30 protein-coding genes are annotated in these 18,557 nt (G+C 59.6%); 22 read left to right on the top strand and 8 right to left on the bottom strand.

Annotated features, from left to right (window positions below):
• The 7 genes from F2982_RS11460 to F2982_RS31530 all read right to left on the bottom strand — a co-directional run bounded on the left by F2982_RS11460 (position 1) and on the right by F2982_RS31530 (position 2,447).
• On the bottom strand, positions 1-210 hold the full coding sequence (locus tag F2982_RS11460) for a hypothetical protein (protein ID WP_203427895.1): 210 nt from the start codon (positions 208-210) through the stop codon (positions 1-3).
• A complete protein-coding gene (locus F2982_RS11455) occupies positions 203-574 on the bottom strand; it encodes a hypothetical protein (RefSeq protein ID WP_203427894.1) in 372 nt (123 codons plus the stop codon). The genes F2982_RS11460 and F2982_RS11455 overlap by 8 nt, the downstream gene beginning before the upstream one ends.
• 2 nt (positions 575-576) lie before the next feature.
• Positions 577-744: a hypothetical protein gene (locus F2982_RS11450; protein WP_203427893.1), complete on the bottom strand. Its 168-nt coding sequence runs from the start codon at positions 742-744 to the stop codon at positions 577-579.
• The gene (locus F2982_RS11445) at positions 744-920 is read right to left on the bottom strand and encodes a hypothetical protein (RefSeq protein ID WP_203427892.1); all 177 of its coding nucleotides are present in this window, start codon (positions 918-920) and stop codon (positions 744-746) included. Before F2982_RS11445 ends, F2982_RS11450 begins: the two co-directional genes overlap by 1 nt.
• 71 nt (positions 921-991) lie before the next feature.
• Entirely contained in the window at positions 992-1,177 is a 186-nt protein-coding gene (locus tag F2982_RS11440; RefSeq protein ID WP_203427891.1) for a hypothetical protein, read from the bottom strand.
• Between the two features lie 263 nt (positions 1,178-1,440).
• Positions 1,441-2,103, bottom strand: a complete 663-nt coding sequence (locus F2982_RS11435; RefSeq protein ID WP_203427890.1) for an XRE family transcriptional regulator — start codon at positions 2,101-2,103, stop codon at positions 1,441-1,443.
• Positions 2,100-2,447, bottom strand: a complete 348-nt coding sequence (locus F2982_RS31530; protein ID WP_246777434.1) for a hypothetical protein — start codon at positions 2,445-2,447, stop codon at positions 2,100-2,102. Before F2982_RS31530 ends, F2982_RS11435 begins: the two co-directional genes overlap by 4 nt.
• Before the next feature lie 106 nt (positions 2,448-2,553).
• Here F2982_RS31530 and F2982_RS11425 point away from each other — a divergent pair, with 106 nt between their 5' ends.
• The 22 genes from F2982_RS11425 to F2982_RS11320 all read left to right on the top strand — a co-directional run bounded on the left by F2982_RS11425 (position 2,554) and on the right by F2982_RS11320 (position 18,074).
• Positions 2,554-3,024, top strand: a complete 471-nt coding sequence (locus F2982_RS11425) for a phage regulatory CII family protein (RefSeq protein WP_203427888.1) — start codon at positions 2,554-2,556, stop codon at positions 3,022-3,024.
• Positions 3,021-3,212, top strand: a complete 192-nt coding sequence (locus F2982_RS11420; RefSeq protein WP_203430128.1) for a hypothetical protein — start codon at positions 3,021-3,023, stop codon at positions 3,210-3,212. Before F2982_RS11425 ends, F2982_RS11420 begins: the two co-directional genes overlap by 4 nt.
• A gap of 188 nt (positions 3,213-3,400) precedes the next feature.
• Positions 3,401-4,741 carry an MT-A70 family methyltransferase gene (locus F2982_RS11415; protein ID WP_348652503.1) on the top strand — a complete coding sequence of 447 codons (1,341 nt, stop codon included), beginning with the start codon at positions 3,401-3,403 and terminating at the stop codon, positions 4,739-4,741.
• Positions 4,738-5,028: a hypothetical protein gene (locus F2982_RS11410; protein WP_203427886.1), complete on the top strand. Its 291-nt coding sequence runs from the start codon at positions 4,738-4,740 to the stop codon at positions 5,026-5,028. Before F2982_RS11415 ends, F2982_RS11410 begins: the two co-directional genes overlap by 4 nt.
• A 2-nt stretch (positions 5,029-5,030) precedes the next feature.
• Positions 5,031-7,055, top strand: coding sequence for a DNA cytosine methyltransferase (locus F2982_RS11405; protein ID WP_203427885.1), 2,025 nt, complete (start codon positions 5,031-5,033; stop codon positions 7,053-7,055).
• Positions 7,052-8,242 carry a helix-turn-helix domain-containing protein gene (locus F2982_RS11400; protein ID WP_203427884.1) on the top strand — a complete coding sequence of 397 codons (1,191 nt, stop codon included), beginning with the start codon at positions 7,052-7,054 and terminating at the stop codon, positions 8,240-8,242. Before F2982_RS11405 ends, F2982_RS11400 begins: the two co-directional genes overlap by 4 nt.
• A complete protein-coding gene (locus F2982_RS11395) occupies positions 8,226-8,885 on the top strand; it encodes a transcription termination/antitermination NusG family protein (RefSeq protein ID WP_203427883.1) in 660 nt (219 codons plus the stop codon). Before F2982_RS11400 ends, F2982_RS11395 begins: the two co-directional genes overlap by 17 nt.
• Before the next feature lie 168 nt (positions 8,886-9,053).
• Complete coding sequence (locus F2982_RS11390) at positions 9,054-9,437, top strand: HNH endonuclease (RefSeq protein ID WP_203427882.1); 384 nt, start codon at positions 9,054-9,056, stop codon at positions 9,435-9,437.
• A gap of 2 nt (positions 9,438-9,439) precedes the next feature.
• A complete protein-coding gene (locus F2982_RS11385) occupies positions 9,440-9,706 on the top strand; it encodes a hypothetical protein (RefSeq protein ID WP_203427881.1) in 267 nt (88 codons plus the stop codon).
• Positions 9,707-9,887: 181 nt separating this feature from the next.
• Entirely contained in the window at positions 9,888-10,274 is a 387-nt protein-coding gene (locus F2982_RS11380; RefSeq protein ID WP_246777433.1) for a hypothetical protein, read from the top strand.
• A complete protein-coding gene (locus F2982_RS11375; protein WP_203427880.1) occupies positions 10,261-11,967 on the top strand; it encodes a terminase large subunit in 1,707 nt (568 codons plus the stop codon). The genes F2982_RS11380 and F2982_RS11375 overlap by 14 nt, the downstream gene beginning before the upstream one ends.
• Positions 11,964-13,244, top strand: coding sequence for a phage portal protein (locus tag F2982_RS11370; protein WP_203427879.1), 1,281 nt, complete (start codon positions 11,964-11,966; stop codon positions 13,242-13,244). The genes F2982_RS11375 and F2982_RS11370 overlap by 4 nt, the downstream gene beginning before the upstream one ends.
• Positions 13,216-13,884, top strand: coding sequence for an HK97 family phage prohead protease (locus F2982_RS11365; protein WP_203427878.1), 669 nt, complete (start codon positions 13,216-13,218; stop codon positions 13,882-13,884). Before F2982_RS11370 ends, F2982_RS11365 begins: the two co-directional genes overlap by 29 nt.
• Positions 13,885-13,917: 33 nt before the next feature.
• Positions 13,918-15,231: a phage major capsid protein gene (locus F2982_RS11360; protein WP_203427877.1), complete on the top strand. Its 1,314-nt coding sequence runs from the start codon at positions 13,918-13,920 to the stop codon at positions 15,229-15,231.
• A gap of 64 nt (positions 15,232-15,295) precedes the next feature.
• Positions 15,296-15,490 (top strand): hypothetical protein, encoded by a 195-nt coding sequence (locus F2982_RS11355; protein WP_203427876.1) that lies wholly within the window; start codon positions 15,296-15,298, stop codon positions 15,488-15,490.
• Positions 15,491-15,499: 9 nt separating this feature from the next.
• Positions 15,500-15,796, top strand: a complete 297-nt coding sequence (locus F2982_RS11350; protein ID WP_203427875.1) for a head-tail connector protein — start codon at positions 15,500-15,502, stop codon at positions 15,794-15,796.
• 10 nt (positions 15,797-15,806) lie between these two features.
• Positions 15,807-15,980: a hypothetical protein gene (locus F2982_RS11345; protein ID WP_203427874.1), complete on the top strand. Its 174-nt coding sequence runs from the start codon at positions 15,807-15,809 to the stop codon at positions 15,978-15,980.
• Positions 15,973-16,377 (top strand): head-tail adaptor protein, encoded by a 405-nt coding sequence (locus F2982_RS11340; protein ID WP_203427873.1) that lies wholly within the window; start codon positions 15,973-15,975, stop codon positions 16,375-16,377. The genes F2982_RS11345 and F2982_RS11340 overlap by 8 nt, the downstream gene beginning before the upstream one ends.
• Positions 16,374-16,790 (top strand): HK97-gp10 family putative phage morphogenesis protein, encoded by a 417-nt coding sequence (locus F2982_RS11335; protein WP_203427872.1) that lies wholly within the window; start codon positions 16,374-16,376, stop codon positions 16,788-16,790. The genes F2982_RS11340 and F2982_RS11335 overlap by 4 nt, the downstream gene beginning before the upstream one ends.
• 1 nt (position 16,791) lies before the next feature.
• Positions 16,792-17,196, top strand: a complete 405-nt coding sequence (locus F2982_RS11330) for a DUF3168 domain-containing protein (RefSeq protein ID WP_203427871.1) — start codon at positions 16,792-16,794, stop codon at positions 17,194-17,196.
• Positions 17,197-17,214: 18 nt separating this feature from the next.
• The gene (locus F2982_RS11325; RefSeq protein ID WP_203427870.1) at positions 17,215-17,661 is read left to right on the top strand and encodes a phage tail tube protein; all 447 of its coding nucleotides are present in this window, start codon (positions 17,215-17,217) and stop codon (positions 17,659-17,661) included.
• A complete protein-coding gene (locus F2982_RS11320; RefSeq protein WP_203427869.1) occupies positions 17,661-18,074 on the top strand; it encodes a gene transfer agent family protein in 414 nt (137 codons plus the stop codon). Before F2982_RS11325 ends, F2982_RS11320 begins: the two co-directional genes overlap by 1 nt.
• Positions 18,075-18,226: 152 nt before the next feature.
• Here the strand turns inward: F2982_RS11320 and F2982_RS11315 are convergent, their stop codons facing one another.
• A complete protein-coding gene (locus F2982_RS11315; protein WP_203427868.1) occupies positions 18,227-18,550 on the bottom strand; it encodes a hypothetical protein in 324 nt (107 codons plus the stop codon).
• Positions 18,551-18,557 lie beyond the last annotated feature (7 nt).

The raw sequence follows: 18,557 nt of genomic DNA, 5'->3' as shown, positions 1-18,557 counted from the left end.
TCAGGCCCTCGACGAACGGCTGCAGCGGCCTGCAAGGCGAAGTTCCGCGACGGGGGGGCGCAGGTTGCACTCAACGCCGAAGCGATCGTAGAGCAGCTGCAGGATCTCGAACGTCGGTTCGCCATCTGCGACAGCGCGATAGATGCGCTCGACCTCGTAATGCTCGGAATTGATTGATGGGCCAGTGCCGTTGAGGATCGCGTCAGACACGGGCATCTCCATTGAGGTTCGGATACTTGTTGGCGATCGCCGCGAGATACATGGACGGTCGCGGCAAGGAGAGCGGCCGGATGCGCGATCCAGTGCCCTGCCACGGCATTTCACGATTGAAGGTGATGCGATCCTCCTTGAGGATCACGCCGGGCTCCGGCGCGCAGTCGATCATGGATTTCATCCGTCGCTCGACATGGTGCGAATGCGAATGGCCGGTCATCCCGGCAGTGAGGCCAAGCTCACGCAGCTTTCGCCTCGCCGACTTCGGCTTGCAGTCGTACTTGGCCGCGATCTGCTCGACCGTGTTTCCGGCGGCCAGATACGCAGCCAGCTGATCTTTTCCCGGTAGCTTCTTGCGCACGGTCACTCTCCTTTACGCATAACAAAGGGTTGGTAGATGCGCTGGTACGCCAAGCGCTCGCGCCGCATGCGCAAAGCCGCGCGGCGAAGGCAGAGGCCAACAAGCACCAGGACGATGACGCACCAGACGGCGGTCAGCGTGAGGATGAAAATCAGGGCGTCGTCGCTCATCAGACCCTCGCCGCGACTTCAGCCTGACGCTGCATGGCGACCAGCGCCGCCTTTACCGCCAGGATGTCCCAGCAGAGGATGAAGACCGCGAGAAACAAGGCGACGTGATTGACGCGCTTGCGGCGCTCCATGTAGCTCGACGAGAGAGTCATCGGTTTGATCTTGATGTTCCGCATCGGTGTGCCCTTTCGCATCCGTTCGGCCTTCCGCCCGCTGAGGCCAGGGGCGGAAATCAAAACGGATCGGATCAGTGCAGTTCGGCGCCGCGGACGATTTCGGCGACGGCCGGTACGTTCTTCGCCTGGCTTTCATAGGAGATGCCGGCTGCAAGCAGCTGCTTGTCGGTCTGCGGGCCGCGTTCCTGAAAGAGCCTGACCATCAGCGCGCGGTCGGCGCGGTCGGCGGCGGTGATCGTGGTGGATTCGGTTTTCATGTGTTTGGCCTGTATCTCCCCTCGTTGACGCCGCCGCCTTGCAGGGAGGAGGGAGGCGGCGGCGTTGCCAACGTGGCAGTCCGGATGGGGAGGAGTTGGCCGGACAAGAAAAAATTACCCAAATTGGGGAAGATTAGCAACCCCATAATGGGGAAGATTTGGTCTCATCGTGGCAACGCGGGCCGCAAGCTATTGGCAAAAAACAAAAAAACCCCGCGAAAAATCTTTCGCAGGGCTTGATCGCCGTCAGTTCTTTGAGGCTTTTATCCGTTGATCCGGAGGCTACCTTGGATGCCGCCCAGGCGCGCAACCTTATTCAGGGAGGCCCGCGGCAGGACTGCGAAAATTTCACCAATCCACTCTAACTCTACGTCCTCGATGGGTGCCGCATTCCATGAATTGAGCGTGACCCCCGTCGCCCCGCGCATAATCGTTTTTATGAAGCGCCGGCCGTCTGATGTTCGAACTGCCGCTTCCTCACCATAGAACGATGACAATGGCCGCTTCTGATCGCGATAAACAATTAGAATCGACCTGTCCTTGAAAACGGGCAGCATCGAGTCGCCACGAACTTCAAAAGCGATCATGTCGTCAGGCAGCGGAAAGGGAACTGAAATCTGGTCGAGACCCTCGGGCGGGGTTTGTTCAAACTCTGGCTCGATCTGGGCGCCCGCGCCGATATATCCCATCAAAGGCACCACGTCGTCACCGCCGTCAGCCAAGATTTCGGCCTTCCGTACCTCGAACGCCCGAGCCGCTTGCTCGATATACTGCTCCGTGAGTCGACGCTCGCCCCGTTCAAGCTTGATGAACTGGCCCCTTGAAACACCCATCGCATCGGCCGCCTGTTCGTGCGTCCAACCACGCTTGTTACGCAGATTTCTCAACTGGTTTCCCATAGCGGGAAACATGTCCACAGCTTTCATGTCCTGTCGCGCCCCATTTTGGGGTTGCTAATCTTCCCCATAATGGGTAAGTTTTTGTAATGAAGCTCGCTCATTACATGGCCGAAAATCACCTCACGCCCGAAGAACTCGCGGCCATCGTTGGAACCGTGTCCGTATCTGGGGCGAGAAAATGGATGAACGGCGAGCGCGTTCCGCGGCCAGAGCAGATGCGAAAGATCGCCGAGGTGACGAAAGGAGAGGTTTGTCCTAACGATTTTATCCTCATCTCGGAGGCGGCCGAATGACCTCGCCTTCCTCTGCCTTGAGACATAGATGCGCTGGGCTCTCTTCTCCTCGACGCACTCGTGGATATTCACAGGCATGCGGACCTCCGTGATTTGCTGACGAACGACCACTAAGGCGCCAGCCTGCGCCCATCACCGAATCCATTCCTGATTTTGTTTCCTTGCTTTCCGAGGGGGAGTAGTCGTGCGCACAATTTCTGAGGTCGAGATACGCTCGATCAAATCCGCAACCGAGGCGTCCTACACGTTGGGCGGCGGCGTCACCGCGTTTCCTGATCTGACGCGCGTAAACGTCTCCACGTTGTCGAAATACGCCTCCTTCAATGACGACCTGAAGGAAAACGTCATCCCGTGCGACATTGCGGTCGAAGCCGACCGGCGGGCGAAGAGCCCGGCAATTGTCTCTGCGATGGCCCGCCTACTTGGTTATCGGCTGGTTCCCGACGGTGAGGGCGTAGCGAGTGGGCCGCTTACGGAAATGGACGCGCACCGAGTGCTCTCCGAGAGCATGGATGTCTCTCGGGCCATTCTGGATGCCCTTCTCGACAACCGTATCGACGCGCTGGAACGCAAGAAGATCGCCGCCGAAGGCCGCCAGGCCCTGCGTGCGATCGAGCAGGTTCTGGCGAAGATCGAAGACGGAGGCGCAAAGTGAACGCCGCCATTCAATCCGTCGAGCGTATGCAGGCCTTTGACAGCCTGCCGCAGCCGCTTCGCCGCGCCATCGCGCACAGCGATTTCATCTATGAGCCCGCAGAATTTGCCGCTCGCATCGCCAAGGGCCGCCAACCGGAAACCATTTTGCGCGGTCTCGTGCGGTTCGAGCGGAGGGCGGCGCAATGACGAACACTATCAGCATCTCGCGGGATCGTCAGGCTGCCTTGCTTCAGATCGCGGAGCGTGAAGGTCAGGTCCGCAGCAATAATGCCGCCGAACGAAAGTCCTGCATCAAGCTCAACATCAAGGGACTGCTGAAGCGGGATGCAAAGGATGCAGACCTTTGGTTTCCGACGCCGAAGCTGGTCGGGCATATGCAGAAGGCGGTGCCCGCTCCGGTCGCGGCCCTGATCGAAGAGCCAGAAGACTCCCGCCGCGCGATCTGGCGTGACATCGACACGATCAATATCGGTACTCGGTTACGTCAGGCCAATATGGCGAAGGTCGAGGCGCTCAAGCCTTCGTTTCGCGAGATAGGACAGAAGACGCCGATTTCCGTTCAGGGTTCAGAGACGGACGATCGCGTCAATCTCTCTGCCGGCCTGCATCGTATCGAAACGGCGCGGCAGCTCGGATGGGCGAAGGTTCTTTGCTTTCACGAAGCGGTGGACGATCTCGACCGCGAGCTTTGGGAGATCGACGAAAACCTTTGCCGCGAGGAGCTGACGGCGGCAGACAGAGCCTTGTTCATCGCTCGCCGTAAAGAAATCTATCTCGAAAAGCATCCTGAAACGGAGCATGGCGCAAACCAGCACACGAGGAGTCGCCAAGTTGGCGACTCCTCTGTGAGGCGGTTCTCAACAGCAACCGCCGAGGCGACAGGCCAGAGCGAACGTTCAATCCAGCGTGATGCTGCCAGGGGCGAAAAGATCGTCGATATGGCCTTGCATCGGCTGCGCGGCACCCGTCTCGACAGCGGCGCGTTCCTCGATCGTCTCAAACAGGTCGCGCCGGACAAGCAGGTTCTCTATGTCGAGGCCGCTCTCAACGAAGAAAAGCGCATGGCGGCCGCCACGAAGGAAAACCGGCGCAAGCTGGCGGAGGTCCGCCATAGCGTGCGGCTGACGCACATGGCGCATGTGCAGACCAATGGCGCGGCGACGGTGGGCCAGATCACCAAGCGATTTCCGATCATTTATGCGGATCCGCCATGGCAGTTTGGCGTTCGTTCGGAAGTGACGGGGCGCGAGAAGAGCGCAGAGAACCACTATCCGACCATGCCAACCGGGGCCATCTGCGACCTTTTCGCCGAGATCGGATCGCCTGCCAAAGCTGATGCGGTGCTCTTTCTCTGGGCGACGAACCCCATGCTGCCCGACGCGCTGCGCGTCATGGAGGCTTGGGGCTTCACCTATGTCCACCACTGGATATGGGACAAGGAATTCGCCGGAACCGGATACTGGGGTCGCGACCGCCACGAACTGCTGCTGATCGGCAAGAAGGGCAAACCGGTGGCGCCGCTTCCCGGCACGCAGCCGCAGACGGTGCATCGGGAAGCCAAGGGCAGGCACAGCGCCAAGCCCGATTTCTACGCCGAAACGATCGACAAACTTTATCCCGGCATCCCGAAGCTCGAACTGTTCTGCAGGGCGCCGCGCCCCGGCTGGGAAGCGTGGGGTTTTGAAGCCGCCAGCGCGGAAGGCGAGGTGGCGTGACCGGCTTTCTCCCAACCGTCGAACATCTCGCCGCGCTGCGGTCCTGGCCAGATATTGCCATCTGGCTGCTCCGCGCCTCTGACGACGCGTATTTGCGTTGCCATTCCGACATCAAGCTCGTCCTTGCCGGTATCGGCTTCGAGACGGCCCTCAGTTACGCGGCGGTTCGTTTGTCCGCCGCGCTCTCCGTCCGAACAGAGGACGGCCACTACTCAATCGAAATCGAGAAGGCGCTGGCGATGGCCGCGCTCGACATGCGGGTCGCGGCGGCGACCAGAGGGGATTGACCATGTATGCGGGATCGCTCTTCGGGGGCACGAGCACTGCTGACCTGTTTCAGCAACGCGGGGGCAAGCTTCCGCCGATGATCATAGACAGTTTCGCCGGCGGCGGCGGGGCATCGACCGGGATCGAGATGGCGCTGGGTCGCTCGCCGGATATCGCCATCAACCACAATGCCGATGCCCTGGCGCTGCACGCAGCCAATCATCCTGAGACGCTGCACCTTTCGGAAAACGTCTACCGTATCGACCCGCTCGATTACCTGAAAGGGCGGCATATCGGGCTGGCGTGGTTCTCTCCCGACTGCAAGCACTTCTCGAAAGCCAAGGGCGGCAAGCCGGTGGAGCGCAATATCCGCGATCTCGCCTGGATCATTCCGGGCTGGGTGGAGCGCATCCAGAAGAGCGGCGGACAGGTCGATGTCATCATCATGGAGAATGTCGAGGAGTTCAAGGATTACGGGCCGCTGATCGCCACCGAGCGCGGCCTGATGCCAGATCCTGAACGCCGCGGCGAGACCTTCAGGAAATGGTGCAAGGCGATCCGGCGGCTTGGCGGCAAGATTCAGTATCGCGAGCTGCGGGCATGCGATTACGGCGCGCCAACGATCCGCAAGCGGTTGTTCGTCATTATCCGCTTCGACGGTCAGCCAATCGTCTGGCCGAAGCCGACGCATGGTAAGCCTGATGACCGCGACGTGATCGCCGGGCGAAAGCTGCCGTGGCGAACGGCGGCTGAGATCATCGACTGGTCGCAGCCTTGCCCGTCGATCTTCGATACGTCCGACGAGATCATGCGGCGGTTCGGCCTGAAGGCGGTTCGGCCGCTCGCGGACAATACGATGGCCCGCGTGGCGCGCGGCATGAAGCGCTATGTGCTCGACGCCGAGCGACCCTTCATCGTCAACCTGACGCATGGCGGGCGCTGCGAGGACGTGGCGGAACCGTTCAATACGATCACCGGCGCTCATCGAGGCGAAAAGGCGGCGGTGGCGCCATCTGTCATCCGCATGAATACCGGCGCCACGGGACAGGATGTGCGCGATCCGCTCTCGACCATAACGGCGAACAGCTTCATCAAGCGGCCGGGCGGCGCTGCGCCTCTGGGTGTTATCGCACCAGTGCTGACCTATGCGCAGCAGGGTGGCGCGAACCGACCGGTAGACGAGCCGCACCACACCATCTGCGCCTCGAAGAAGGACCAGAACTCAGTCATCGTGCCGACGCTGATCCAGACCGGGTACGGCGAGCGCGAAGGCCAGGAGCCTCGCGCGCTCGATATCAGCAAGCCGCTGGGTACAGTAGTCGCTGGCGGGGTGAAGCATGCAGCTGCTGTCGCATTCGTGGCGCAGCACAACAACGACAGCCGCAGGATCGGCGGCGTCAATCCGGGCCGCGACGCAGAGGAGCCGTTGGCGACAATCACCGCCTCAGGCTCGCATCAGCAGCCTGTGACCGCATTCATCTCGCGCCAGTTCGGCACATCGACCGGGCACGAGGTGGAAAAGCCGCTCGCGACGACGACGGCGCACGGCGGCGGCAAATCGATGCTCGTTGCACCCTACCTGCAGGCCTACTACGGGACCGGCGACGGCGGCGAGGAGGACCAGCCGTGCCGCACGATTACCACCAAGGACCGGCACGGCCACGTCGAGGCTCGCGTTGACGTTCCGCCGTTCACCGAAGACCAGGCGGAGCGGGCGCGACAGGTGGCCGCCTTCATGCGGGCGCACGGCTTCTGGGATGACCGGGAGTTCGTGACGATCAGCATCGGCGGCGAAACATTCGTCATCGTCGATATAGGCATGCGGATGCTGACGCCGCGCGAGCTGTACAACGCGCAGGGCTTTCCGCCCGGCTATCAGATCGACGGCGCCTATATGGCGCCTGAGGGTGGCGGAGAGCCGGTCTGGAAGCCGTTCTCGAAATCGGTGCAGGTGAGCTGCGTCGGCAACAGCGTGTCGCCGCCAGTCGCCACAGCGCTTGTTTTTGCCAACTGCGGCCACCTCACGGTCGAGAGGTTGGCGGCATGAGCATAATGATCATGAGCCGGCTGTTCAGGATGAACCTCGGCGGCAGCAATAGAAAGCTCTTGGCGGTGAGGCTGGCCGACTTCGCCGACGACGAAGGGCGTGGCATCTATCCGAGCGTGGCGCGCTTGGCAGCCGAGACGGAACTCTCGGAGCGCACCATCCAACGCATGCTCTCCGACTTCGTCAGCGAGGGCATTCTCGTCGTTGTTAGAAACGCGACAGGCCGCCCGGGAATCGCGACCGCTTATGATTTCGATCTCAATCGCCTCTTCTCTTTCAAGCCTGATAGGGGTGACAGCGTGTCACCCGTTGAGGATGAGGGACGGGTGACAAATGAGACGGAGACGGGTGACACCGACGGCAGAGACGGGTGTCACGGTGACACCCGAACCGTAATAGAACCACCATTAGAACCATCATCTCTCTCTGCGAGCGCGCAAGAGCGCGTCTCCGATCGAGGGAGAGAGAAAGATTCCGGGTTCGAAGATCGAAAGCAGGTCGAAGCTGCTTTTTGGGATCTCGTTAAGGATTGGCCGAATTTCGCCGACGCCGACAAAAAGGGGCCGCTCAAGCAGTGGTTCGCACTTTCGGTTGAGGATCGCCGACATGCAGTTATCCGGTTTCCTGCCTGGCGGGCGACCTTTGGCAACCGCAAGCATATTCCCATGCCGTCCACGTATTTCCGCGAGCGGTTCTGGACCAGCTTTCCCGACCCGACGCCTGAAGGCGAGCGCACCATCGTTCACAACGCATTCAGCAGGGCTTGGAGCGCCAAGCGCCTTGCCGAGCTGATGAAACAGGCTGCTAATCCACCGATAGCGCCCACCACCTATCAGCGGGCGGAGTTGCTGAAAGGCGGCCCTGTGGCGGAAGGCATTATCCGCGAACGTAGGCTTCGTTATGGATGGCCGAAGGTGATGACGATGCACCAGCGGGCGCAGATGGCCGAAGGCGTCACAGTGGCGCCGTGGCTCGTGAAGCTATCCGAGAACTTCGTCAGCTATCACAAGGACAGTGCGGAGGCGCTGCGCTGGAAGGCCTATCACCAAGTGCAGGGTTGGCCGTGGCTACCGGTTCCAGCGAGCGGCGTTGACTGGCTCTACTTCCCGCCGGGAGAGCCAGAGCAGGCGGTGGCGGAATTCAGCGATGCGATTATGAGGGAACGAGGCAATGACGATGCAGCTTAAGGGTGATCCGTTCGAGGGCATGGTTTCGGCGAAAGGCATTGAGCGTCTCGATCAGATCGCGCGAGAAGCGGCGAATCGGGCTCGCTGTGTTGAGGAAGCAGGGATGCGAATCGCCGCCAAGAACCCCTCAGATAAACCGTGGATCGTTCTTCATGTCTGGCCTGGACGCGAGCAGGCTGTGGAAATGGCCCTGTCTGAAAATAAAATTCAGGCGTTCGTGCCCATCTGCAAAGGGCCGAAACGCCGGCGCCACCACAAAGAATTGCCGCCATCTGAGAAGCCTGTGTTCATGGGTTACCTGTTCGTTCGCTGCCACCAGTCGGAGCATGCGATCCAAGGATTGACGGGCTTTGATCACGTTCGTGGCGTCGTCGGCGGATGGCCTATACGGCTTCGACTGTCAGACCAAAACGTCCAACACTTCAAGTACATGGCCGAGAGCGGTGCCTACGATTGGGAAGTCAAAGGTGACGTCTTTCCGGTTGGCTGCAGAGTGCGCATCAAGGAGGGGCCGTTCGCTTCCTTCGAGGGCGAAGTCATCGCGTTTGGCGGATCGGGTAAGGGATGCCCTGTGGTGGAATTGGACATCTTCGGGCGCAAGACCCCGATCCTGACCCCTCTTGCAATGATCCATCGCTTGTGACTACAAATTGCCCACGGTTGATCCGGTTCTTAGTGACCTTCGCTCTCGCGCCCGGACCCCGCTCTGACAGCCTCGACGACGAGAGGCACCGATTCAGAGCAAGTGCCACTGCTATGACCAGATGATTGACGAGGCGACCTGACGGTCGCCTTTGTTGCATCTAGGGATATGGGCAAGCTGAAATCTCTGCAGCCTCGACTGAAGACGCTCGGGTCTCGCCTCTCTCCGATAGCGCCGGCCAACAGGCAGGAAGCTGAAGCGATCCGACATCGCAAGCGTGATCAGAACCTCGAACATCGCAAGTGGTACAAGACCAGCCGTTGGCAGAAGCTGCGAGAGCAGGTGCTGGTTCGCGATGCTTACACCTGCAAGCAAACGGGCGTGATCTGCATGGGCAAGCATCCGGCTGATAACAGCCCGGTCGTTGACCACGTCAAGCCGCATCACGGTGACGAACGATTGTTCTGGGACATCGAGAACCTGCAGACCGTGAGCAAGGCCTACCACGACAGCGAGAAGCAGAAGCAGGAACGAGCGCAGGCTAGGTGGTGACAATGCAGATAGCGATGATCGAACGTGCAACCCGCATCCTTGGCAAGAGCCAAGGCTACCTTGGTCTTCCTCTGCGTGACGAGCTGATCAACTGCACAGTTGGTGGTGAAGGCACGCCCGCAATGGTGACGGCATGGACGCCGACACCTGATGAGTTGGAACGCCTTAATGCTGGCGCGTCCGTGCACCTTCGCATCCTCGGCACCATGCACCCGCCCGTCATGGTCGAGGTCGGCGAGGTGCCGACCGAAGCCCCGATCGAGTCCTAGGGGGGCGGGTCGAAAGTCTGGAAGGCCTCCGACCCCTAGACCCGCGCCCCTCTCATTTGGAGATTTTTTTTGGCATGACCGAGAATTTTGACCTCTGGGGCACCCCATTCCCGAGTGGAAAGGTCAGCGCGGTCGGCCTCCTTACGAGCCAACCGAAAAAGACCGCAACAAAATCAAGCTGTTGCTTGCACTTGGCTGGTCTAACCGGCGAATAGCCAACGCTATCGGTCGATCCGAGGCGACGATAAAGCGGTATTTTAGAGCCGAGCTCAAAGAGCGCACATCGATGCGGGATCGGCTTGAGGCTCGGCGGCTGGAGAAAGCTTGGGAGCTGGCAGAGAGCGGCAATGTCGGCGCGATGCGAGAATTCGGGAGACTCCTGGAGCGCAACGATCGAATGGAAGTCGAGCGCGAACTTGGCACCCCTGCAAAGACCAAGCAGGAAACAAAGCCTGCCGCGTCTGAGCGCATAGGCAAGAAGCAGCTGGACGAAATTCGGGCGCGTGATGCCGACGCTGATCTGATGGCCGAACTGGAGCAAGAGGCTTCGCAGAATGCTCGCCACTGAGGATCTTCCTCGCTTCGCTTGCCCGGACTGGTGGGACAGGCTTCTTGCGGGACAGACGCCTATGGCGGATGTGCCGTACGATAAGGTCAAGGCCGGAAAGGCGATAGCGTTCTTCAATCGGCTGCGTTTGCCAGACGTCCCTGGGAACCCTCCTCTTGTCGAGGCATGCGGTGACTGGTTTCGCGACATGCTGGCGGTATTCCTCGCAAGCGAAGATCCGGAAACCATGCTTCCCACGGTGTGGGAGCTCCTCTGCATGGTGCCGAAGAAGAACTCTAAGACGACCTATGTGGCCGGTCTGGCCCTGACGGCTCTATACATGATCGACGCCCCGAACCGGCAAATGCTATTGGTCGGGCCAAGCCAGAACATTTCCGAGCGCTGCTTTGACCAGGCTCAAGGCATGATCCGCCTCGACCCGAAGCTTGAGACCATCTTCAAGGTTCAGGACCACACGAAGACGATCACCCGCTACAAGACGGGCACGTCGCTCGATGTCAAAACCTTCGACACGTCGATCGTCACCGGCGAAATCCCGATCATGACGATCATCGACGAGGTGCACGAGCTCGGCAAGAAAGCGAAGGCGGCGGCGGTGATGCAGCAGATCCGCGGCGGCGGCATCACGAAGCAACGCGGCCGATTGCTGATGATCACCACGCAATCCGACGAGCCTCCTGCCGGCATCTGGCGCACCGAGTTAGACAAGGCTCGGAAGATCCGCGATGGCAAAGGCGGTCGCTCGCCGATCATGCTTCCGGTTCTCTACGAGTTTCCGGTGGAGAAGCAGCTCGACCAAGAGTTTTGGCGCAACCCGAAAAACTGGGGTTTGATCCTGCCGAACATGGGGCGGTCCATCGATCCGCAGGCGTTGATCGACGATTACGAGAACAACGGAAAGGTTTCGAAAGAGGCTGAGCAGATTTGGGCGAGCCAGCATCTCAACATTGAGATCGGCGTGGGCCTCGGCGGCGATGGATGGTCAGGTGCACTGCACTGGTCGAACTGCATCGATGACAAGATCACGGATCTCGATGAGTTGCTACGGCGATCTGAGGTCTGCACCATCGGCATAGACTGGGGCGGCGCTGACGACCTTGCGGCACTCTATGTCCTGGGCCGCGAAAAATCCTCCAAGCGCTGGCTTGGGTGGGGAAAAGCTTGGGCGCGAAAAACCGTATTTGAGCAGCGCAAAAGCATCGCCTCGCAGTTGAGAACCTTCGAGGAAGACGGTGACCTCATCATCTGCAAGTCTGGTGAAGACCAGGCCGCATCTGCAGCCGAGATATGCCGCCGCGTCGCTGATAGCGGTCTCCTCCCCGAGCAGAATGGCATCGGTCTCGACAGCGCAGGCGTTGCTCTTCTCGTTGATGCTCTTGAAGAGGAGGGTCTGACGGATCCAGTGGTTGGCGCTGTCTTGCAGGGCTGGAAACTACAGACGGCAATCTCGTCGGTTCCGCTCAAGCTTGAAGATCGTCGCTTTCTGCATGGCGATCAGCCTATCATGAACTGGTGCGTCGGTAATGCAAAACAGACCCTGAAGGGTAGCAATTACGTTGTTACCAAGGAAGTCTCGGGAGCTGCGAAGATCGATATGCTTATGGCGCTCTTCAATGCCGCGATGCTGATGTTCCAGAACCCCGAAGCTGCTGCGGCTTTCGATGCCGAGGCGTGGATAGCGAGCTACGCATGAACTGGTTTACCCGCCTAATTGGCCGCGACGGCGTGAAAGATATCGAGCCATGGCGAAGCGGCGCCGCCTCGACCGAGAACGGTGATAATTTCACTGCGAACCAGGTCACTCTAGCGGACTATCGGGATTATCGCCTTCATCAGGCGGAGGCAGCTGTCGGTCTGTCTGCCACGTGGGCGTGCGTGCAGCTGATCGCAGGTACAATCGCATCCTTGCCTTTGATGGTCTATCGGACCGAAAACGGCATTCGCACCGTGGCGAAGGATCATCCTCTATATTTCGTTCTGCATGACAGCCCGAATTTCGATCAGACCGCCGTCGATTTCTGGGAGGTTATGGCGGCGAGTGTCGAGCTGCATGGGAATGCCTATGCGTCTATCGAGCGGCGGTCCGGCGGAATCATTACATCGCTCTACCCGGTCAGACCGGACCGAATGACGGTTCGCCGCAAGGCAAACGGCGATCTCGAATATTCGTGGACGGACAATGGCCGCTCATATGTCAGACGAGCCGCTGATGTTCTGCATATTCGCGGGCCTTTAGGGGATGGCATTTCCGGCTTATCGACACTTTCTGTCTGCAGGAACGTCTTTGGTGACGCAATGGCCTCGGAGGAGGCTGCAGGTTCGGTTTTTGCAAATGGGGTCAATCCGAGCGGCGTTCTTTCCACGAAGCCGGAGACGCAACTGTCCAAAGAGCAGCGCGGAGATCTGGAGCGGCTTCTGCAGGAGCGGTACATGGGGTCGATCCGCAACGGTAGGCCGATGCTGCTCGACAACGGCTTGACATGGGAACAGATCTCGATCGACCCCCAGGACGCGCAAATGCTCGAAAGTCGCAAATTCAGCGGCGAGCAGATTTGCCGGATCTTCGGCGTCCCCCCAGCGATGGTGGGTTTTGGCGACAAGGCCTCAAATTGGGGTACTGGAAAAGAGGCTGACGTCCTTGGTTTCCAGAAATTCACGCTTCGCAAGCGCCTGAAGCGGATTGAACAATCGGTCCTGAAGCAGCTCGTTTCCCTGTCGGAGCAACGGTCGCAGGGGATCGTGATCGAGTTCAATTTCGAGGGCTTGCTGAGAGGCGATACCGCCAGTCGATACGAAGCTTACGAAAAGGCGATCCGGATGGGCATCGCTACCCGAAATGAGTGCAGAGCGCTCGAAAATCTTCCGCCGATCGACGGCGGCGACGTGGTCACGGTCCAGATGCAGGACATTCCCTTGGCGAATGCCATCAACGGAGATCGAAATGGACAAGAAAACAGCCCCAGTTCTTGAGATCAAGTCGCTCAAGGACACCGGCGAATTCGAAGGCTATGGCTCGACGTTCGGCGGCGAGCCCGACGCCTACGGCGACATTATAGCGGATGGGGCATATTCGGAAAGCCTGGCGCTTCACAAGGCCAAGGGCACAATGCCAAAGCTCTTCTGGCAGCACAATTCGGATGAACCGATCGGAAAATGGCTTGATGCGACGGAAGATTCTCACGGCCTGCTGATGCGCGGCAAACTGAACATGGACGTTCAGCGCGGCAGAGAGGCCCATGCTCTCCTGAAAGCCAAGGATATTGATGGCCTGTCGATTGGCTATCGCATCAAAGAGTACAGCGTCGATACCGAGACCTACGTCTGGACACTGCAGAAACTCGATCTCGTCGAGGTTAGCATCGTATCTGTGGGTGCCAATGAGAATGCAGTTGTGCAGAGCGTGAAGGCAGCCAAAGCAGCTCACGATCTCACCGAAAAGCTCAAAGCCGGGGACCGGCTTTCAGAAAGAGAGTTTGAGACCTGGCTCAAGGGGCTGGGCTTCTCGAATTCGCAGGCGGAGCGCGCCGCGCGTCTCCACCTGAAGGGGCAAGGGGAACTTGCCGACGCGGCTGATGACGGCGTTGCATTCCTGCGCGCCTTGATGAGCTGAACGCTCAATTTCAACCGAAAACTGGAGGTTCCCATGTCGGGACATAAGCTGGCCGTCGTTTGTGGCGGTTCGATCGCATTCGCTATTGCTTCTATGGCGGCTCTGCCGTTCGGTCCCCGCATCGTTTTCGACGCTCCGGACCGTCCGAACGGCAACAATACGAAAACTGCGGCCGAGCTGGCGGCGGAATTCAAGCGTGATTTCGACACCAAGCACGACAAGGTCAAGGAAATCGCGGAAAAGGCTCTCGCTGAGGCCGAAAAGGGCACCCCGCTGGCCACTACCGCCAAGGAGCTCGCCGACCAAGCCATCAAGGGCATGAACGACGCCAAAGCTCGGCTTGATGAACTCGACCAGAAGCTCGCGAACCGCGGCGGCGATGACAACGATCAGCGCACCGCCGGCGAGCGTTTCGTCGAGCATTCAGACTTCAAGGCTTTCGCCGGCCAGACCCGCCCCCGTGGTCGCGTCCTGGTCGATGTGAAGGATATCACCTCTCTCACGACGGATGCCGCCGGATCGGCTGGCGCCCTGGTTCCTGCGGATCGTCGTGGCATGCAAGTCGAGTTGCCGCAGCGTCGCATGACCGTGCGCGCACTGCTGATGCCGGGTCAGACCAGCAGCAATCAGATCGAGTACGAACAGGAGAAACTGTTCACCAACAGCGCAGCTCCCGTCGCCGAAGGTACGGCAAAGCCGCAGTCGGAACTTCAGTTCGAAGACAAGGTCGCGAACGTCCGCACCATCGCTCACTGGATGCGCACGTCGGTGCAGATCCTGGCGGACGCTCCCGGCCTGCGCTCCATCATCGACCAGCGTCTTCGCTTCGGCCTGGCCTACGTCGAAGAGAACCAGCTTCTTAACGGCTCCGGGACCGGCCAGAACCTGCTCGGCCTCGTGACCGCTGCAACCGCCTACTCGGCGCCAGGCAGCCTGGTTGCTACCACTCAGCTCGATACGGTTCGTTTGATGATCCTGCAGGCTGCTCTTGCAGAGTACCCGCCGAATGGCATGGTCATGAACCCGATCGATATGGCGGCGATCGAGATGCAGAAGGACGACACAGGCCGGTACATCATCGGCAACCCGCAGGGCACTATCCAGAAGACGCTCTGGGGCCTGCCGGTCGTCGAAACGCAGGCCATGGGCGTTGACAAGGCCCTTGTCGGCGCCTTCAACCTTGCTGCCCAGATCTTCGACCGTCAGGACGCCACCATCGACGTTTCGACCGAAGATCAGGACAACTTCATCAAAAACAAGGTTACCATCCGCGCAGAAGAACGCCTTGCGATGGCTATCTACCGCCCTCAGGCGATCGTCTACGGCGATCTCGGCCGCGTAGCGTAATTCCTCGGCTCATATCGACCGGCGCTGTTCTCGGCGCCGGTTTCATGAACCGAAGGAGAGCAGCATGATCAAGGCAATTCTTATTAAGCCACTCGATGGTGATCCCGAAGGAACGGAGCGGGAGTTCAGTCCCGACGATTTCGAGCGCATGGAGGCGTTCGGAGCGGTTCGCAAGGCGGGTTCCGGCAGTGAAAAGCAGGCTCCCGGCGTCGCAAACAAGAAAGCGCCACCCGTCGCAAACAAGACGGGCACAAACTAGGGGTATATCATGGGAAACGTCGTCATCACTGAACTTGGCCCGCTTTATACGCTGGCCGAAGTCAAGGAGCATCTGCGCGTTGACACTGGCGATGACGACGTGACCATCCAAACATATATGGATGCCGCTGAATCTTCGGTGCTCCAGTACTGCAACCTCTCTCTTGTGCCTATCGGCAAGGAGGCGATCTTCAAGGTCGCTGCAATGATGTACGTGGCGGCGCTTTACGAAAATCGTGCTGGTCTGGAAGGACTTCCAAGGTCGAGTCAGTTGCTGATCGATCCCTACCGCTGGCTGCGAGTATAGGAGAAGGTTCATGCGCGTCCGTTTCACAGGTGATTTCGACTACAAGCCCACTCGCGGTGTGACCATCGGCTACAAGGCCGGGATGGAGCAGACTGTAAAGCGCGCGTGCGGTGAGCAGGCGATTGCATCCAAAAAGGCGGTCGAGGTCGATCCGAAGCCGCGTGGCGAGGCTTCTGATGCCTGAGGCAAGGTCGGCCGGCGATCTCTATCATCGGTTCGCATTCGACAAGCGCGTCGAGCTCGATCGCGGTGACGGTGTGACCGTTGGAAAGTGGCAGGAGCAGTTCAGTGTTCGTGCGGGGGTCATCAACTTGCGTGGCGGCGAGGCGGTGATCGCCGGTCGCCTGCAGGGCAAGAGCGCGAAAGTGATCTTTGTGCGGGCTTCATCGCAGACAAAGGAAATTTCGACCGACTGGCGCATGCGCGATGCCAGAACCGGCAATCTCGTCGATGCGACTAATGGCGAAATGGTTGACGGCAAAAAATGGACCGGCCTTTCCTATAACATCGCGGAAGTGACGGTTTCAGATGACCGGGCGTGGATCGACTGCCTCGGCCAGAGCGGCGGCGCGAGCGGATGAAGGTCAAGGCGAAGTTTCTTGGTCGTGAGACCACGATGCGGCTCCTCAATCAGATCGTGCCGGACGCCGAAAAAGAGCTTGCAAAGGAGCAGCTCGCCGCGGCCCAGATGCTAGCATCGAAGATCAAGCCGCGAACGCCTGGACCGAAGACTGGCGCTTACAGGGCCAGCATCGAAGCCGATCGTCTGGTCAATCGCCCACGGCAGGCGCCGGCGGGCGGCATCAAGAACGAGACCAAAGATCCGAACGCAACCGGTGTCTTCGCCGACTTTATCTGGCGGTTTCTGGAGTTTGGAACTGTGAAGATGGCGAAGCGGCCGCACATTTTTCCGACATACCGGCAAGAGCGGCCGAAGATTCGCCGCCAGATGGCGGCGGCAGTCCGCAAAGCGGTCAAGAAGGTCAAGGGCTGACATGGCTTCTCCATCGTACGAGCTGCAGGTGGCTTTGGTTGCCCGCCTGAAATCCTATGGAGATTTGACGGCGTTCATCGGCAACCGCGTCTATGACGTCGTGCCGCCCGGCGCAGATTTCCCCTACGTGACAATCGGGGAGGCGGACGAGACCAGCGATGATGCCGACTGCATCGTGGCTTTCGAAATCTCACTCGATATCGATGTTTGGACACGAGAGCCAGGCTTCGAGCAGGCTAAAAAGATCGGAGACCAGGTTCGGCGCGCCATCAGGTCGGCCGACATCGAGCTCGTCGATAACGCACTCGTGGACTTTCGCCACAGGCAGACGCGCACTTTCAGGGATGAGGACGGCCTCACGTCCCATAGTGTCCTGACCTTCGAAGGCACGATTGAACAACCTTAATCTCAACAGGAGAGTGAAATGGCGAAGGCAAAGACCATCAAGGGCGGGAAGTTCCGCGTTCTCGTCGGGAATGACGCAACCCCCATCGTGTATGCCGCCCCCTGCGGCTTTACCCAGCGCTCGATTACGCTGAACAAGGGCCTCGACGAGGTTAATGTCCCGGACTGCGATGATCCTGACAAGATCGACTGGCTCGGCCGCGATGCCACGTCGCTGTCCATGTCGGTCAGCGGCGAAGGGGTTCTTGCCGAAGAGAGCGTCGAGACGTGGCTGGACGCGTTCGACAGCATCGAATCCGTGCCGGTCAAGGTCGAATGGGAGTTTCCGTCCAAGACGATCACCTGGACCGGCGCCATGCATATCGAGAGCCTGGAAGCCGGGGCTGCAAATGCCGGCCGCGCGACGCTCAACGTCTCCATGCAAAGCGACGGCGAAATGGTTCGCGTCGTCACGGATGCTGGCTGATGAGCCGCGACGGTTCGTGCGAAATTCCCTTCAACGGTCAGCGAACCATGTTCAAGCTGACCTGGAGGGAGCTGATGAAAATTCAGGAGGCCTGCGATGCCGGCCCGTACGTTGTTCTCGACCGGCTCGTGACCGGCCGCTGGCGGCTACAGGATATCTCCGAGGTGATCAAGTGGGGGCTCATCGGTGGCGGAATGAGCCAATCGGCGGCACTCACTCTCGTCGAGACGGAAGTGGAAGGGCGTCGGCCCCTCGAAAATCTCGTCATCGCTCAGACGGTTCTTGGTGCCGGCGTTGTCGGCGCTCCTGAGGAGGATGTCGGAAAAAAATCCGAGGCGGCAAATCCAAGGAAGCGGAAGAGCCGCTCCCGAACGGAAAGTTCCGGTTTGCCGCCATCATTGGAAACGGCATAGCAATGGGTCTCTCGCCATCGGAGGTGTTGGGTCTGTCGGTTTTTGAGTATCTCGCCGCTCTCGACGGATTTGTCGATGCGAATGATCCGGAGGGCGACAGGCGGCTCAGCCAAAGCGAGAAGGACGAGCTTTGGGAGTGGTTATCTTCGTGATTAGAATATCCCAAACTTGTCTAACTCAGCCCTCCAAGAGGCGTCGATCCGGCCAAGATCATCACATTCAAAAAGGTCCTTGAGATACTCCTTTGTCCGCGCCGGTTGCCCAACCTGGTCGGGAATGGTTTCTTTAGCCATCCGCGTGCACTCCTGAGGAGTAAGACGCGATACGCGAAGCCGCTCCATCTGGCGTGCTTGCTCGGCGAGCCTCCTGCTTTCGGCGGCTTGCGAGACACGGATCTCTTTCAAGCCAAAGTAAGCTCCGGCTGCGATCACCACCACGCATGCTACTGCAACCAACCCCTGCAGCCACCTGTCCATGAGGAAC

This window comes from Rhizobium sp. BG4 (assembly GCF_016864575.1).
Lineage (GTDB): Bacteria > Pseudomonadota > Alphaproteobacteria > Rhizobiales > Rhizobiaceae > Rhizobium.
Note: the sequence above shows the minus strand (reverse complement) of the source record. Positions and strands in the feature narration are given on the sequence as shown.